The 14,732-nt window shown below is 60.6% G+C and carries 15 protein-coding genes; 10 read left to right on the forward strand and 5 right to left on the reverse strand.

Annotation, left to right across the window (positions count from 1 at the left end):
• The first annotated feature begins 44 nt into the window (after nt 1-44).
• Entirely contained in the window at nt 45-1,091 is a 1,047-nt protein-coding gene (gene ada / locus ACLD1Y_RS04415; RefSeq protein WP_429475811.1) for a bifunctional DNA-binding transcriptional regulator/O6-methylguanine-DNA methyltransferase Ada, read from the forward strand.
• On the opposite strand, the gene ACLD1Y_RS04420 is transcribed toward ada, so the two are convergent.
• Nucleotides 1,088-1,666: a CGNR zinc finger domain-containing protein gene (locus tag ACLD1Y_RS04420; RefSeq protein WP_429475813.1), complete on the reverse strand. Its 579-nt coding sequence runs from the start codon at nt 1,664-1,666 to the stop codon at nt 1,088-1,090. The two genes, ada and ACLD1Y_RS04420, sit on opposite strands and share 4 nt — an antisense overlap.
• Nucleotides 1,667-1,840: 174 nt before the next feature.
• Here ACLD1Y_RS04420 and ACLD1Y_RS04425 point away from each other — a divergent pair, with 174 nt between their 5' ends.
• From ACLD1Y_RS04425 to ACLD1Y_RS04460, 8 genes are all read left to right on the forward strand, one after another.
• Nucleotides 1,841-2,719 carry an alpha/beta fold hydrolase gene (locus tag ACLD1Y_RS04425; RefSeq protein WP_429475815.1) on the forward strand — a complete coding sequence of 293 codons (879 nt, stop codon included), beginning with the start codon at nt 1,841-1,843 and terminating at the stop codon, nt 2,717-2,719.
• A gap of 109 nt (nt 2,720-2,828) precedes the next feature.
• Nucleotides 2,829-3,893, forward strand: a complete 1,065-nt coding sequence (locus tag ACLD1Y_RS04430) for an NAD(P)H-dependent flavin oxidoreductase (RefSeq protein ID WP_429475816.1) — start codon at nt 2,829-2,831, stop codon at nt 3,891-3,893.
• A gap of 111 nt (nt 3,894-4,004) precedes the next feature.
• Nucleotides 4,005-4,757: a molybdate ABC transporter substrate-binding protein gene (modA, locus tag ACLD1Y_RS04435; protein WP_429475818.1), complete on the forward strand. Its 753-nt coding sequence runs from the start codon at nt 4,005-4,007 to the stop codon at nt 4,755-4,757.
• The gene (gene modB, locus ACLD1Y_RS04440; RefSeq protein ID WP_033902954.1) at nt 4,758-5,438 is read left to right on the forward strand and encodes a molybdate ABC transporter permease subunit; all 681 of its coding nucleotides are present in this window, start codon (nt 4,758-4,760) and stop codon (nt 5,436-5,438) included. It begins immediately after the preceding gene.
• 5 nt (nt 5,439-5,443) lie between these two features.
• Nucleotides 5,444-6,523, forward strand: coding sequence for a molybdenum ABC transporter ATP-binding protein (gene modC, locus ACLD1Y_RS04445; protein WP_429475820.1), 1,080 nt, complete (start codon nt 5,444-5,446; stop codon nt 6,521-6,523).
• Nucleotides 6,524-6,586: 63 nt separating this feature from the next.
• Complete coding sequence (locus ACLD1Y_RS04450; RefSeq protein WP_429475822.1) at nt 6,587-7,624, forward strand: DNA topoisomerase IB; 1,038 nt, start codon at nt 6,587-6,589, stop codon at nt 7,622-7,624.
• A 124-nt stretch (nt 7,625-7,748) separates the two neighbouring features.
• Nucleotides 7,749-9,371 (forward strand): ABC-F family ATP-binding cassette domain-containing protein, encoded by a 1,623-nt coding sequence (locus ACLD1Y_RS04455; RefSeq protein WP_429475824.1) that lies wholly within the window; start codon nt 7,749-7,751, stop codon nt 9,369-9,371.
• A gap of 69 nt (nt 9,372-9,440) precedes the next feature.
• Entirely contained in the window at nt 9,441-10,145 is a 705-nt protein-coding gene (locus ACLD1Y_RS04460) for a YoaK family protein (protein ID WP_429475826.1), read from the forward strand.
• A gap of 145 nt (nt 10,146-10,290) precedes the next feature.
• On the opposite strand, the gene ACLD1Y_RS04465 is transcribed toward ACLD1Y_RS04460, so the two are convergent.
• On the reverse strand, nt 10,291-10,644 hold the full coding sequence (locus ACLD1Y_RS04465) for a hypothetical protein (protein ID WP_429475827.1): 354 nt from the start codon (nt 10,642-10,644) through the stop codon (nt 10,291-10,293).
• Between the two features lie 165 nt (nt 10,645-10,809).
• On the opposite strand from ACLD1Y_RS04465, the gene ACLD1Y_RS04470 reads away from it, so the two are divergent.
• Entirely contained in the window at nt 10,810-11,025 is a 216-nt protein-coding gene (locus ACLD1Y_RS04470; protein WP_105697316.1) for a hypothetical protein, read from the forward strand.
• A 155-nt stretch (nt 11,026-11,180) separates the two neighbouring features.
• Here the strand turns inward: ACLD1Y_RS04470 and ACLD1Y_RS04475 are convergent, their stop codons facing one another.
• From ACLD1Y_RS04475 to ACLD1Y_RS04485, 3 genes are all read right to left on the reverse strand, one after another.
• On the reverse strand, nt 11,181-11,495 hold the full coding sequence (locus ACLD1Y_RS04475; protein ID WP_429475829.1) for an AzlD domain-containing protein: 315 nt from the start codon (nt 11,493-11,495) through the stop codon (nt 11,181-11,183).
• Nucleotides 11,492-12,187 carry an AzlC family ABC transporter permease gene (locus tag ACLD1Y_RS04480; protein ID WP_429475831.1) on the reverse strand — a complete coding sequence of 232 codons (696 nt, stop codon included), beginning with the start codon at nt 12,185-12,187 and terminating at the stop codon, nt 11,492-11,494. The genes ACLD1Y_RS04475 and ACLD1Y_RS04480 overlap by 4 nt, the downstream gene beginning before the upstream one ends.
• 76 nt (nt 12,188-12,263) lie before the next feature.
• Nucleotides 12,264-14,645, reverse strand: coding sequence for a dermonecrotic toxin domain-containing protein (locus ACLD1Y_RS04485; RefSeq protein WP_429475833.1), 2,382 nt, complete (start codon nt 14,643-14,645; stop codon nt 12,264-12,266).
• Nucleotides 14,646-14,732: the final 87 nt, after the last annotated feature.

The raw sequence follows: 14,732 nt of genomic DNA on the forward strand, positions 1-14,732 counted from the left end.
TGCAACAGCGCTAGCCTGACCCACATCCGTCAAGAGTGCCAACCATGACAACCGAACACGATGCCCGCTGGGCTGCCATCCAAGCACGCGACCCCAAAGCCGATGGGCAGTTTGTGTATGGCGTAAAGACCACCGGCATCTATTGCCGCCCCAGCAGCGCAACGCGTTTGCCGCGCCGGGAAAACATTGAATTTTTCGACACTCCAGCCCAAGCCGAAGCCGCCGGTTACCGTGCGAGCAAACGCGCCGCCGCAGACCGCTCCCAAGTAGCCGCCCAGCACGCCCAGCTGGTGGCCAACGCCTGCCGGCATATCGAACAGGCCGATGTCGCGCCCAGCCTGGATACGCTCGCGACCCAAGCCGGGCTCAGCCCATTTCACTTCCATCGCGTATTCAAGGCCGTCACGGGCCTGACTCCCAAGGGCTACGTGAGTGCCCATCGCTCACGCAAAATCCGCGAAGGGCTCAAGCATCCGCACTCCGTCACCGAGGCGCTGTATGACGCCGGTTTCAACTCCAATAGCCGCTTCTACGAATCGGCCAACCAAGTGCTCGGCATGAAACCCAGGGACTACAAAGCCGGGGGCACCAACAGTGAGATTCTGTTTGCGGTCGGGCAATGCTCACTCGGGGCGATATTGGTGGCGCAAAGCACCCGTGGTGTCTGCGCGATCCTGCTGGGAGATGACCCGGATAAACTGGTGCGCGACCTGCAGGACCAGTTCCCCAAGGCCAACCTGGTCGGTGCCGACCGTCGCTTCGAGCATGTGGTGGCCCAGGTCGTGGGGTTTATCGAGGCGCCCGCCCTTGGCCTGGACCTGCCGCTGGATCTGCGCGGCACGGCTTTTCAGGAGCGGGTCTGGCAGGCCTTGCGGGATATTCCATTGGGCAGCACCGTCAGTTACGGGCACATTGCCGAACGTATCGGCGCGCCGAAATCCTTCCGCGCCGTGGCCCAGGCCTGTGGTGCCAATTGCCTGGCAGTGGCCATCCCTTGTCACCGCGTGGTGCGCAGCAATGGCGATTTGTCCGGTTATCGTTGGGGCATAGCGCGCAAGCGGCAGCTGCTGGAACGCGAAAGCAAATCCTAAAGCTGCTGGCGCTTGCGAAACTCAGCAACCTTATGGCGGTTGCCACACAGCGCCATGCTGCACCACCGGCGTTTATGCGCCTTGGTTCGATCGTAGAACCACAGCACGCACTCGGGATGCTCGCAGGTGCGGATCAAATTGAAATCGCCCTCCACCAGTAACACTGCAGCGGCTTCGGCAATCGGCGCCAGAAATTGTTCCGGTGTTTGCAGTTTGCGCTGACGCACCAGGCGCACTTCGCCAGGTGCGGGCCAGGCCAACTGCGGATGGCTGACAGCCTTGCGTAAGAAACCGTTGAGCCCCGTGGGGTCCCCCTGCTCGCCTGCCTTGCGCTGCGCCACGACGACGCGAATCACTTCACGCAACGCCTTGGCCGTCGCCAGTAAGGCGCCGCCCTCGAACGCCGGTATCGCATCTTGCGTCACCCAGCCCAGGCGTATGAGCCAGCGCTCGACATCCCCATCGTCCTGCCAGAACTCAAAGGGCGCACCGTCAACGTTGGCGCAGGTGTTGAGCATGTCCAGGACCGGGTCATCGGCAAGGACGTAAGGTTCCAGCAAGGGGGTGGCAGTCATGGCGATTCCTCGTGAGCACGCCGAAAGCGTAACCGCTATTGAATTTAATAGGTAGTTACCAGGCACAAAATAATAACCTGAATAAATCGTTTGACAGGTTACTCGTTAGGGCGCAGATTTTTAAGCCTGTAACCCGTATAAACCAATTAACAAGTTACATAAGGTGCGCTCAAAATGACTATCCAGGCCCCCGTTGTCCACTATCGCCACATCGATACCGATGGCGTGCGCATGTTCTACCGTGAGGCAGGTAACCCGACAGCCCCAGTCATACTGCTGCTGCACGGCTTCCCCAGTTCATCCCATATGTACCGCGACCTCATCCCGCTGCTCGCTACCCGTTTCCGCGTGATCGCCCCCGACCTGCCAGGCTTTGGCTTCACCGAAGTGCCGGCCGAGCGCAATTACCACTACAGCTTCGACAACCTGGCGCTCACCGTCGGGCATTTTGTTGATGCGCTGGCGCTGAGCCGCTACGCCCTGTACGTCTTCGATTACGGCGCGCCAGTGGGCTTGCGTCTCGCGGTTGCGCACCCGGAGCGGGTCAGCGCGCTGGTCTCGCAAAACGGCAACGCGTATCTTGAAGGCCTTGGGGATTCCTGGGCGCCGATTCGTGCCTACTGGGCCGACCCAAGCGCCGCCAACCGCGATGTGGTTCGTAAAGGCGTGCTTGGCCTCGAAGGCACGCGTTACCAATACCTGCAGGGCGTCAACCAGCCCGAGTTGGTCGCGCCGGAATCCTACATGCTCGATGTGCTGCTGATGCAGCGGCCGGGTAACGAGGAGATTCAGTTGGACCTGTTCCTCGACTACCGCAACAACTTGACGCTGTACCCGGCGTTCCAGGCGTTCTTCAAGGCCACGCAGGTGCCAACGCTGGTGATCTGGGGGCAGAACGACCCGTTCTTCATCCCACCAGGCGCCCATGCCTATAAGACCGACAACGCCAATGCCGTGGTGGAATTGCTGGACACCGGCCACTTCGCCCTGGAAACCCATGCCGCCCATATCGCCCAACGCATCCACGCGGTGCTGGGCCACGCCATCGACTGATGCAGCGGCACGAAACGTCCCGTCAGTCCAGTGAATAAAACAGACTGGCCGGGTGCCGGGGGCCCTGCTAAAACAGCGAAATGCCTTACTAACGCTGGAGACGCATCCCATGAGCACTTGGCCAGACACGCGCATTTTCGATTTGCTGGGTATCGAATTGCCCATCATCCAGGCCCCCATGGCCGTTGGCACCACCACCGCCATGGTCATCGCGGCCAACAATGCCGGTGCGCTGGGCTCGCTGCCGGCGGCTGCGCTGAGCCTGGAGCAATTGCGCGAGGCGTTGTCCACCCTTCGCCAGGCCAGCCCGCGCCCGATCAATGTGAACTTCTTCTGCCATCAACCGCCCGCGCCCGACCCGGCACGCGAGCGCCGCTGGAAGGAACTGCTGGAACCCTATTACCGTGAATTGGGCGCCGACTATGACGCGCCTACGCCCGTATCCAACCGTGAACCGTTCAACGATGCAGCCTGCCAACTGGTCGAAGAATTCCGCCCTGAGGTCGTCAGCTTTCACTTCGGCCTGCCAGAAAAGTCCCTGCTGGATCGGGTAAAAGCCACTGGCGCCAAAGTGCTTTCATCCGCCACCACCGTAGAAGAAGCCATCTGGCTGGAGCAGCATGGTTGCGACGCCATCATCGCCATGGGCATTGAAGCCGGCGGGCATCGTGGGATGTTTCTGAGCGCCGACCTCAATACGCAGATCGGCTTGTTCGCCCTGGTGCCACAAATCGTCGACGCCGTCAGCGTGCCGGTGATTGCGGCCGGCGGCATTGGGGATGCGCGCGGAATGGTCGCGGCCTTTGCACTGGGCGCCTCGGCGGTCCAGATTGGCACGGCGTACCTGTTTACCCCCGAGGCCAACGTAACCCCTTCCCATCACCATGCCCTGCGCCACGCCCAAGCCAGCGAAACGGCGCTGACCAACCTGTTCACCGGCCGCCCGGCACGGGGCATCGTCAACCGGGTCATGCGTGAGTTGGGCGCCATCAACCCGGCAGCGCCAGCGTTCCCCACCTCTGGCGGCGCATTGATACCGCTCAAGGCCAAGGACGAAGCGGGCTTTAGCAACCTGTGGTCGGGCCAGGCGCTACGCCTGGGCAAAGACATTTCGACCTACGACCTGACCCGCCAATTGGCCGAGCAGGCGCTGAGCAAGCTCAAGCAGAACTGACACCGAGGGCAACTTTGGGCTGTACCGGCAATGGCCAACCGCTATATATTCCCGTAGATAGCGGTACAGCCTTCTACCTATAACAAGCCGTACACCCCAAGGAGCTGCTTCATGAAGATTCGTGTCACACGCCTGGCCGCACTGGTCGCCGCCCTCGCTTTTGGTTCGGCCCACGCCGATGAAGTGCAAGTGGCCGTTGCCGCCAACTTCACCGCGCCGATCCAGGCCATTGCCGCCGATTTCGAAAAAGACACCGGCCATAAACTGGTTGCAGCCTACGGCGCCACCGGGCAGTTCTACACCCAGATCAAGAACGGCGCGCCGTTCGAAGTGTTCCTGGCCGCCGACGACACCACCCCGCAAAAACTCGAAAGCGAAGGCGACACCGTCAAAGGCTCACGCTTCACTTACGCCGTGGGCACCCTGGCGCTGTGGTCGGCCAAGGAAGGCTATGTGGATGCCAAGGGCGACGTCTTGAAAAAGAATGAGTTTAAGCACCTGTCCATCGCCAACCCGAAAGCCGCCCCCTACGGCTTGGCCGCCACCCAAGTGCTGGCCAAAGAAGGCCTGAGCGACAAGGTCAAGGACAAGATCGTCGAAGGCCAGAACATCACCCAGGCCTATCAGTTCGTGTCCACCGGCAATGCGGAATTGGGCTTCGTGGCCTTGTCGCAGATCTACAAAGACGGCAAAGTCACCAGCGGTTCGGCATGGATTGTTCCCTCGTCGATGCATGACCCGATCAAACAGGACGCGGTGATCCTCAACAAGGGCAAAGACAGCGCTGCGGCCAAGGCACTGGTTGAATACCTCAAAGGGCCAAAAGCCGCTGCCGTTATCAAGTCCTACGGTTACGAGCTCTAAATGCCCCTATCGAGTGCCGATTTTTCTGCCATCTGGTTGACCATCAAACTGGCGTCACTGACCACCGTGATCCTGCTGGTCATCGGCACTCCCATCGCGCTGTGGCTGTCGCGCACCCGTTCGTGGTGGCGCGGCCCCATTGGTGCAATCGTGGCCTTGCCGTTGGTGCTGCCACCGACGGTGATCGGCTTCTACTTGCTGTTGACCATGGGCCCCAACGGCTACTTCGGGCAGTTCACCCAATGGCTGGGCCTGGGCACCCTCACCTTCAGTTTTGCCGGGCTGGTGATTGGCTCGGTGATCTACTCCATGCCGTTTGTGGTGCAGCCGTTGCAAAACGCCTTCTCCGCCATCGGCACGCGCCCACTGGAAGTGGCCGCGACCTTACGCGCCAACCCGTGGGACACGTTTTTTACAGTGATCCTGCCCCTGGCGCGCCCAGGCTTTATCACCGCGTCGATTCTGGGCTTTGCCCACACCGTGGGTGAGTTTGGCGTGGTGCTGATGATCGGCGGCAACATTCCGGACAAGACCCGCGTGGTCTCGGTGCAGATCTACGACCATGTGGAAGCCATGGAATACGCCCAGGCCCATTGGCTGGCAGGCTCGATGGTGGTGTTTGCGTTCCTCGTGTTGCTGGCGCTCTATTCCAGCCGTAAAACCAAGATGGGCTGGAGCTGAACGCGATGATTGATGTGCGCCTGCAACTTAAGTATTCGGGGTTTGGCCTGGACGTGGACCTGCATTTGCCCGGCCGAGGCGTGACCGCGCTGTATGGGCACTCCGGCTCGGGCAAGACCACCTGCCTGCGCTGCATTGCGGGCCTCGAACGGGCCGAAGATGGCTTTATCCAGATCAACGATGAAGTCTGGCAAGACAGCCGCACGGGGCTGTTCGTGCCGCCGCATAAGCGCGCTTTGGGTTATGTATTCCAGGAAGCGAGCCTGTTCCCGCATTTGTCGGTAAAGGCCAACCTGGAATTCGGCCTCAAGCGCATCCCGCGCAACCAGCGCCGCGTGGACATGGCCCAGGCTACGGAGTTGTTGGGGATCGGCCACTTGCTCGACCGCCATCCGCAGCACCTCTCCGGCGGTGAGCGCCAACGCATCGGCATCGCCCGCGCCTTGCTCACCAGCCCCAAGTTGTTGCTGATGGATGAACCGCTCGCGGCCCTGGACAGCAAACGCAAAAGCGAGATCCTGCCGTACCTGGAACGCCTGCATGATGAACTGGATATCCCCGTGCTGTACGTCAGCCATGCCCAGGATGAAGTGGCGCGCCTGGCCGATCACATTGTGCTGCTCAGCGATGGCAAGGCCCTGGCCAGCGGCCCCATTGGTGAGACCCTGGCGAGGCTGGACTTGCCCATGGCCTCGGGCGACGACGCCGGTGTGGTGATCAATGGCACCGTCAGCGCCTACGACGAACACTATCAACTGCTGACCCTGCAACTGCCCGACAGCGACCTGCATATGCGCGTTGCCCATGCCCCGCTGGCACTGGGCAAGGCGTTGCGCATCAAGGTACAGGCCAGGGATGTGAGCCTCAGCCTGCAAGCCGAAGAACCCAGCAGCATCCTCAACCGCTTGCCCGTGACGGTCATCCAGGAAATCGGCGCCGACAACAATGCCCACGTGCTGGTGCGCCTGGACGCCGGCGGCACGCCGCTGCTGGCACGTATCACCCGCTACTCCCGCGACCAGTTGCAACTGCGCCCAGGCCTGGCGCTGTGGGCGCAGATAAAGGCAGTGGCGGTACTGGCGTAAAAACCTTTTGGCACGACCGCACAGCGCTGCGGTCAATCAGACATGCCCCAAGGAGCGCCTACCATGCCCGACGCCGAACTGCCCCGAGACTTGCATTACGTTGACGACACCCAGCCCGGTATTCGCCGTAAGACACTGCGGGGCAACGTCCAGTATTTCGATGCCAAGGGCGCGCGCATCAGTGACGCCGATGAGGTTCAGCGCCTCAACGCCCTGGCCGTGCCGCCCGCCTACACCGACGTGTGGATCTGCGCCGACCCGCACGGCCATCTGCAAGCCACCGGCCGTGACGCCCGCGGGCGCAAGCAATACCGCTATCACCCACGCTGGCGCGAAGTGCGCGACAGTGACAAATACTCGCGCCTGCAGGAATTCGGCAAAGCGCTGCCCAAGCTGCGCAAACAGCTGGAGGCGCAAATCGCCGAGCCAGGTTTCACCCGCGAAAAGGTGCTGGCCACGGTGGTGATGCTGCTGGACGCCACCCTGATCCGCGTCGGCAACACCCAATACGCACGGGACAACAAATCCTACGGGCTGACCACCCTGCGCAACCGCCATGTGGACATCAAGGGCAGCCAGATCCAATTCCAGTTTCGTGGCAAGAGCGGCGTCGAGCACCAGGTCAGCGTCAAGGACCGGCGCCTGGCCACCGTGGTCAAGCGCTGCCTGGAGCTGCCGGGACAAAACCTGTTCCAGTACCTGGACGAAGACGGTGAGCGCCACACCGTCAGCTCCCATGATGTGAACGCCTACCTGCACAGCCTCACCGGCGCCGATTTCACCGCCAAGGACTACCGCACCTGGGCCGGCACCGCCCTGGCCTTGGCGGTACTGCGCGAGCTGGAATGGCAGCCCGAATCCGACGCCAAGCGGCATGTGGTGGCGATGGTCAAGGATGTAGCCCGTCAACTGGGCAACACCCCGGCGGTGTGTCGCAAGTGCTATATCCACCCTGCGGTGCTGGAGCATTTCAGCCTGGGCGAGCTGTCCAGGCTGCCCAGACCTCGGGTGCGCAAAGGCCTCAAGGCCGAAGAAGTGGCGCTGGCGATGTTCTTGGAACAACTGGCCACAGACTTGCCTAAGAACGCCAAGGCGCGCTAGGCTTTGGGTCCCTTCTGATTCCCCGGATGACCGCCGACGTGAGCATTTAAGCCTTCCAAAATGTAACTGCAACGAGCCGCACGGCGCGCTTGTTGGCCTGTTCGACATTTTTTTGGAGGTGCTGATGACTGACGTCAAACGGCTGCCCGTATTAGTTTCCCTGCAACACCTGTGTTTCCAGTTCGCCAATGGCGAGACCCTGCTGGACGACATCACCTTGTCCATCGACCACACACCCACCGGTATTGTGGGGCGCAATGGGCAGGGTAAAAGCATCCTGGCCCAGTTGATCGCCGGGCGACTGTCTCCCTCCTCGGGTTCATTGAATCGTGCGGCTAGCGTGGCTTACGTCGCGCAGAATAGTGGGGTGATGCCTGGAGCAACAGTCGGCCACGTCACCGGGACTGCAACGACTTTGGCGGCACTTGAGCGGATGGCCAACGGCACGGCCCTCGTGGACGATCTTGAGCTGATCGACGATCGCTGGGACCTAGCCGAGCGCCTGCGCAGCGCATTGGATACCGCGGGCTTGCAGCACCTGGCCGCTGACACCCCAGCCGATCAACTCAGTGGTGGACAACTGGCTCGGGTGGCGGTGATCGGCGCGATGCTGGCCGCCCCGCAATTACTGGTCCTGGATGAACCCACCAACCACTTGGACAGCGTCGGCCGTGATTGGCTGTTGCAGTTACTGGCCGATTGGCGCGCAGGCCTGCTAGTGGTCAGCCATGACCGGCAATTGCTCAACACCTTGGGGCGCATCATCGAACTCTCGCCCCTCGGCGCCCGGGTATACGGCGGCAATTACAATGCCTATCGCGCCCAGCGTGCCATCGAACAGCACGCCGCCACTGCGGCACTGGAACATGCACGCCTGGCGCGCAGCCGTGAACGGCGGCGCCTGCAAAAAGAGCATGACGACCTGCAACGCCATGCCGCCCGTTCGCGCAAACACGCCGAGACCGCCAACGTGGACCGCTTCACTCAGGCCCGCTGGAAAAGTACATCCAGCGAAATCGTCAGCACCGCGCGCAGCGCTCACAGCGAACACAAAGGCGAACTCGACGCCCAAGTACGCCAAGCCTACGCACGCGTGGTGGATGAGACGCCGACCTTACTGGCGCTGCCCGCGTCGACGGTGCCCAACGGTCGACAGGTGCTAAGCCTGGTGGAGGTGCAACTGCCCTGGCTGCCCCACAGTTACCTCAACGTCCACTTGGCAGGCCCGGTACGCGTTGCCGTGCGCGGCCCGAACGGCTGCGGCAAATCCACGCTGCTCAAGATGTTGGCCGGGCAATGGTTGCCGGCCAGCGGCGAATGCAACGTGCACCTGCCCTGTGCCTACATCGATCAACACCTGGCGCTGCTGGACGATCAACGCTCCCTCCTCGAACAACTCAACCTGTTCGACACCCCCCTGGCCGAAGCCGAGCTGCGTACGCGCCTGGCGTTGTTACAGCTGGATGCGCTACGGGTGACGCAACCGGCCGGGCACCTCAGTGGCGGCGAGCGTCTGAAGGCCGCGATGGCGATTGCCCTGTGGCGCGAAACGCCTGCGCAACTGTTACTGCTGGATGAGCCCACCAATCACCTGGACCTGGAGTCGGTGACCGCCTTTGAACAGGCGCTGCAAGGGTTTGCCGGGGCAATGGTGGTGGTGTCCCATGATGCGGCGTTCATGCAAGCGATCAGGCCCACGCACCTGTTGAACTGGGATAACGGGCGGTGGCGCCTGGAGCCTGTCTGAGGTCATTGCGCGGGCCAGCAAAGCGTCCTACGGTAGTGGCCGGATAATCTCACCGAGGAGCCCGGCCCCATGCTGCCTTTACCCCGCAAGCCGTTCGTCAATGCCGCACTTGCGCACCAACAGCGTTGGCGCGGTCGCGTGGGCTTGGCGCTGGTGGCGAGCCTTTCGGTATTGGCGGGCATGACCGATGCCATTGGCTTTATGGCCAGCGGCGATTTTGTGTCCTTCATGAGCGGCAACACCACACGCTTGGCAGTGGCGATCAGTGCGGGGGACCTGGGCCTCACGGGGCGCCTGCTGTTGCTGGTTGCCACCTTTGTGATGGGCAATGCGCTGGGGGTGCTGGTCAGCCGGTTGGGGCGACGGCACGCCCTGCCCTTGTTGCTGTGCATCGCGGCATTACTGTGCGGCGGGGCCTTGTTGCCCGTCACCGACACATTGCCTGCCCTGCTCGCGGCGATCATTGCGATGGGCATGCTCAACGCCGCCGTGGAAGAGGTCAACGGTTTACCGGTGGGCCTGACTTACGTCACGGGCGCACTCTCACGCTTCGGGCGGGGATTGGGACGATGGATGCTGGGCGAACGCCGTAACGGTTGGCGGGTGCAACTGGTGCCGTGGGCGGGGATGTTCGTGGGGGCGGTGATCGGCGCGCTGTTGGAGCAGCAGATGGGCCTCAAGGCCCTGTGGGTCAGCGGCGTATTGGCGGGGTTGTTGGGCGTGGTGTCATTGAAGATCCCCCGGCGCTGGCATTTGGGTTTTATGCCCCGCTAAGGGAAAAAGGATGCTCGCCCGACTGTCCGGCCTCGACGTCCGTGTACTGGTAAAGAGCCATCATGTCGGGCGAGCGGTGTGAATCATAAGCGAATGTCCCGTGCCTGTCGTGCCGGGCATTTCCTAAAAACACTAAGGCAACGGATTACAGACAGGTCGCGAGGGCTGCCAAGCGGCGTTTAGCAGGCATCGAGTCTTGGCTGGCGTAGTACTTGATGGTCGAGCCGGCGCCGATGCTCTGCACATCGACAAAGTAGTCGCCGCCCGTGGTGTACACGGTAAAACCGCCCGCGCCGGTGGGTTCCTTGAAGCCGCCGGCGTCAACGCCGAACACGCTTTCGTCCTGCCAGCCGAACTGGATGCATTCGGCAACCACCAGGGTCGCCTTGTCCGAGGCCAGGGTTTTGTAGGGTGCGCCTGCGCGTGCATCCTTCATCTTCGAGCCCGCGCAACCGGCCAGTGCTGCCAGTACCAATGCGCCTACTACCACCTTGTGCATGCCATTGCTCCGTTGGAAAAAAACGCGACTCTACCACTACCCGATACTGTCCATGGCGCATTACTTGAGTGCTTGTCAGGGTGGCGCGGGCTGATGGCATGGCATTATGATGTCGCCGTTGGTCTCACTGAGGAGGCCACGGGATATTCTCTACAAGGAAGCGTCATGAAAGATTTCGTCATCAGCGTCAACAACTCCGTTCTCTACATCGCCCTGGCTTTCGTATGGCTGATTGGCCTGGTGTCGATGTTCAGCGCGAGTTTCCTGTCGGGCCTGGCGGTTTTGGTGGGCGGTACGTTGACGTGGTGCATCATTTCCGGCTTCTGGTTCGTCCAGTCGGCCACCTACGAAGAACTGCGCAAGCTCAACGCGAAAAGCTGATGCAACAAGGCAGCCCTGATTGGGGCTGCCTTGCTGTTGGGAGGATGAATTTAGTTTCACTGTGAAGGGAGACTGCGCCGCCTATAGTGGCCAGGCTCATTTTTAGAAGTCTCCCTTGATGCCCGCCCTCCCGCGGGCTTTTTTTTGCCTCGCGTTCAGCGCCACCAACGCAGCAAATAAAACACCGCCATGCTCAACAACACCGTGAGCAACACGTTACGCGTCCAGTACATCAAGGCCACCGCACTGATGCCCGCCAGCAAATACGGGTTGGTGGGGCTGAGGTTGAGGTGTTGGTGATCGGCCAGGAAAATGATCGGCCCGCAGATCGCCGTGAGCATCCCCGGCACCGCAAAGCCCAGAAACTCTCGCGCCCCACGGTTGAGGCGCACCGGCAGGCGCGGCTCGATAAACAGGTAACGGTTGAGAAACACCACCAGGCCCATCACCACAATCATGATGTAGATCATCGCTGCCCTACTCCGAGTCGTTTGCACGCATAGCCTGCACTCATGCCTAGCACGCCGGACACCACCACCGCCGACTCCCAATGCAAGAAGCTCAGCCACACCGAACACAACAATGACACGGCAACACAGATGACCGTGGGCACATCGCGTACCACTGGCGTAATCAACGCAATAAACGTAGCAGCAATGGAGAACTCCAGGCCCAACTGGTCCAGGCCGGGAATGCTTTTGCCCAGCACGATGCCGGCCAGGGTGAACAGGTTCCAGGCGATATAAAACGTCAGCCCAACGCCTAGGGCGTACCAACGATTGAACGTCTGGCGGTCGTAGTGGCTGACCAGGGCAAAAAATTCGTCAGTGAGCAAAAAGCCCAGGCTCATGCGCCAGCGTGTATTGAGCGCCGACAAGGTTGGGCGCATGTGCATGCCGTAAAGCAAATGCTGGGATGTGAGCAACAAGGTGGTCAGCACGATGGAGATCAGGCTCGCACCGCTCTTGACCATGCCGATGGCAACCAATTGTGCCGCGCCGGCAAACACAATGGCGGACAACCCCTGGGCCTGCAGCGGGGTGAATTGCGCATCGATGGCCATGGAGCCTGCCAACAGGCCCCACGGGGCGCAGGCCAGGGATAACGGAATGACGGCGATTGCACCGCGAGCGAAGGCGTAATGAGGCAAGGCAGTAGGCATGTAGACAGCTCATCGACAGACAGTCGACAAGCATGCCAGCCCAACACGCGGCTTGTCTTGAACGATCTTGCGCGCTTTATAGCTCCGGCATCGAGCTGCCGGCCAGCACAGGTTTCGGATTTTCCGAGCGTGGCGGAAAATGCACGGGGTCATAAGTAAAGCGTGCGTGGTTGCTGTAATCGGGACCGTTTACGTCTGAGGAGTAAGGGTTCTGCTTGATCACCCGGTGCCGACGTTCCGCAGGCAGCACGCCATCAAATTTCACCACCTTTTGGGTGCGGGCCTTGGGTTCGAAGACCGCCTGGATATCGTCCAGCGTAAATTGCGCCGTCACTCTGCTGGCGTAAGCCTTGACCGGTACATTGACGAGCTCCTGGAACTGCGCGGCAAAAGAGCGCTCCGCCCCCTTACCCGCGTTGCACATCAACAGGCGGACATTGGCGTACTCCTCGGGGGCTACATCGTTATCCCACAACAAGTCCAACAACTCGGTCGCATCGTAGCGCACATCATCGAGCATCATATCTGCGACGGCGTCGGCTCCGCTGTGCTGTAGGCCACCCTCAGCCACAATATTGAGTCGTTCTACACCGTTGTAGGTGTCGACGAAGGTAAAAACCAGGTCATTGATCTTGTTCAGGTCCCTGGCGTCGTCGGCCGGTTTGCTGCGTTTCACCGCCCCCGTATCCTCTGCGTTGTCCAGGTGTACGCGTTTAGTCGCGCTTGGTTGCTCATCGTCGGCGGCCAACTCTACAATCTGGCGAGTTTGTCGCGGCTGTTCGCTGTCAAATACTTCCTCGAATTCAACGTGGGGTCTACTGGCAGATGCCGCGGTTTCAGTGGTGTGCGCCATTGCCGAAAGGCCCGGCAACCGCGAAGGCAAATGCATAAGCGCTGGAGCGGCATTGAGCAACCCGAAGACGATGCGGTCCTTTGCGGTGGATTTACCGTGCACCGCGTCATCGATGCCTGCGCCGGCTTCGACAGCACCGGCGGCCACATAGGCCGCTTCCACCGCCACGGCCACTTCAGGGATGACCATCGCCAGGGGCGTGAGCATCAGCGCTGCGACGGTCGCAGCCTCGGCAAGGTTGACAGCCCGGCGCTTGAGCACATCGCCATCGGTCACGATGTCGTGGGCAGCATCCGCGTAGGAGCGCGCTTTTTGCCGCTGGGTCATCGTATGGAAAGGGTCGTCATCCACAGGCACGGTGGTGATATAGGTCTGCGGGTCCCACTCATTGGGTGACTCAAATCCCAACTTGTTGGGTCGATGGGCCTCGGTCCACCCGCCAAGTCCTGCGAGCGCCTGTTTCACGCCACTCGAGAATACCTTGTCATCTTGATCGTTCTCCTCGAAGTGTGTGCTCAATTGCGCACGTTTATTCGGATCTGCGGCCTGATCCGCCAACCAGCTTTTCATCTGCGCGACGCTTTCAAATCGATGAATCGGCGAGGAGTTACCAGGTATATACAGCAGGGTGTGGTGGACCTTTTTGCCTTTGGCGTTAAGGCGCGACTGTTTGTCAGTGACATAGACCAGGCTGGTAGAAGGACTGCCATTGATCGACAGCAACCCGGTCTCGATGTTGGGGTCTTTACGATAGCCCGCCTTCAGCCCGCTCGGCGCCATATCACTCAAGCGGCTGTTGGCGCCAAACCCCGCTGCGCGCATGACCAGCGTGGTTTCATAATTGCTGAGGCTGCCTTCCTTGAGCTGGATCTGTGCGGCAGCGGCAAATGCAAACTTGCTGCTTTGTGTGTAGTTCTCTTCATTGGCCGGCCAAAATTTGTCCAGATACGCCTTGTAGGGCTCGCTGAGTTCCGTCTGCCTCATCAAGTCCCTGAACGCTTGGGGGCTGTGGTGCAGTTTTTCATGGGTTTGATAAACGTGTTGAGGATCGGGAGAAAACCCCGGAATGATGTACTCGTGAGTATGGGCGTAATGAAGAATGTCGCGGGTATGCTCAATAGCGGCGGCCAAGGGCGAGCCCTTTTTTGCAACGTCCAGCATCTTCAGCCACCACGGCCGTTCGGCGCCCACCGATTCATCTTCCGGGTTTTTATCGCGCATATTCTTAAGCGCGGCGTCCGTCAGCGTGATGCTATTGAGTAATTTGCCTGGGGCAGGCTTGGGTTGGCCGATTTCATAGTTGAATGTCGCGATGCGTGCCTTGTCGGGGTCGATATCGATTTTCCAGGTGTTCTTGATTGCAGTGCTTACGATGTTTGACGCAGTCTGTGATGGGCTAAGAAAGCCTGACGTAATCGTCTTGATATAGTCGCTTAGCTCAGGCGTGACGGTAGGCGGGCGCAGGGTGAGGGGTTTTTCGGTGCCTTTTGCGCGAGTGGTGGCTGGATCAGGTGTACGGACTTGTGGCTGCTCTTCAGGGCTGTTGGCATCGATGCGACGTGCCGTTGCATCAAAATACGAACCCAAAACATTTGTCGGTAACATGTTACGGCCTCAGGTGATCAGAAACGTGTCAGGTGCTCTGATACTGAGTCGTGGTCGTTGATTCTGCCGTTCCTAGGAACTCTCCTC

Source organism: Pseudomonas sp. 18175, from assembly GCF_050432925.1.
Taxonomy (GTDB): domain Bacteria; phylum Pseudomonadota; class Gammaproteobacteria; order Pseudomonadales; family Pseudomonadaceae; genus Aquipseudomonas.

Bases quoted from the DNA above. Each gene is read 5' to 3' on its own strand.
- ACLD1Y_RS04465 (WP_429475827.1), bottom strand. From the start codon at position 10,644: ATGCACAAGGTGGTAGTAGGCGCATTGGTACTGGCAGCACTGGCCGGT.
- ACLD1Y_RS04470 (WP_105697316.1), top strand. From the start codon at position 10,810: ATGAAAGATTTCGTCATCAGCGTCAACAACTCCGTTCTCTACATCGCC.
- ACLD1Y_RS04455 (WP_429475824.1), top strand. From the start codon at position 7,749: ATGACTGACGTCAAACGGCTGCCCGTATTAGTTTCCCTGCAACACCTG.
- ACLD1Y_RS04425 (WP_429475815.1), top strand. From the start codon at position 1,841: ATGACTATCCAGGCCCCCGTTGTCCACTATCGCCACATCGATACCGAT.
- ACLD1Y_RS04460 (WP_429475826.1), top strand. From the start codon at position 9,441: ATGCTGCCTTTACCCCGCAAGCCGTTCGTCAATGCCGCACTTGCGCAC.
- ACLD1Y_RS04430 (WP_429475816.1), top strand. From the start codon at position 2,829: ATGAGCACTTGGCCAGACACGCGCATTTTCGATTTGCTGGGTATCGAA.
- ACLD1Y_RS04475 (WP_429475829.1), bottom strand. From the start codon at position 11,495: ATGATCTACATCATGATTGTGGTGATGGGCCTGGTGGTGTTTCTCAAC.
- modA (WP_429475818.1), top strand. From the start codon at position 4,005: ATGAAGATTCGTGTCACACGCCTGGCCGCACTGGTCGCCGCCCTCGCT.
- ACLD1Y_RS04420 (WP_429475813.1), bottom strand. From the start codon at position 1,666: ATGACTGCCACCCCCTTGCTGGAACCTTACGTCCTTGCCGATGACCCG.
- ACLD1Y_RS04485 (WP_429475833.1), bottom strand. From the start codon at position 14,645: ATGTTACCGACAAATGTTTTGGGTTCGTATTTTGATGCAACGGCACGT.
- modC (WP_429475820.1), top strand. From the start codon at position 5,444: ATGATTGATGTGCGCCTGCAACTTAAGTATTCGGGGTTTGGCCTGGAC.
- ACLD1Y_RS04480 (WP_429475831.1), bottom strand. From the start codon at position 12,187: ATGCCTACTGCCTTGCCTCATTACGCCTTCGCTCGCGGTGCAATCGCC.
- modB (WP_033902954.1), top strand. From the start codon at position 4,758: ATGCCCCTATCGAGTGCCGATTTTTCTGCCATCTGGTTGACCATCAAA.
- ACLD1Y_RS04450 (WP_429475822.1), top strand. From the start codon at position 6,587: ATGCCCGACGCCGAACTGCCCCGAGACTTGCATTACGTTGACGACACC.
- ada (WP_429475811.1), top strand. From the start codon at position 45: ATGACAACCGAACACGATGCCCGCTGGGCTGCCATCCAAGCACGCGAC.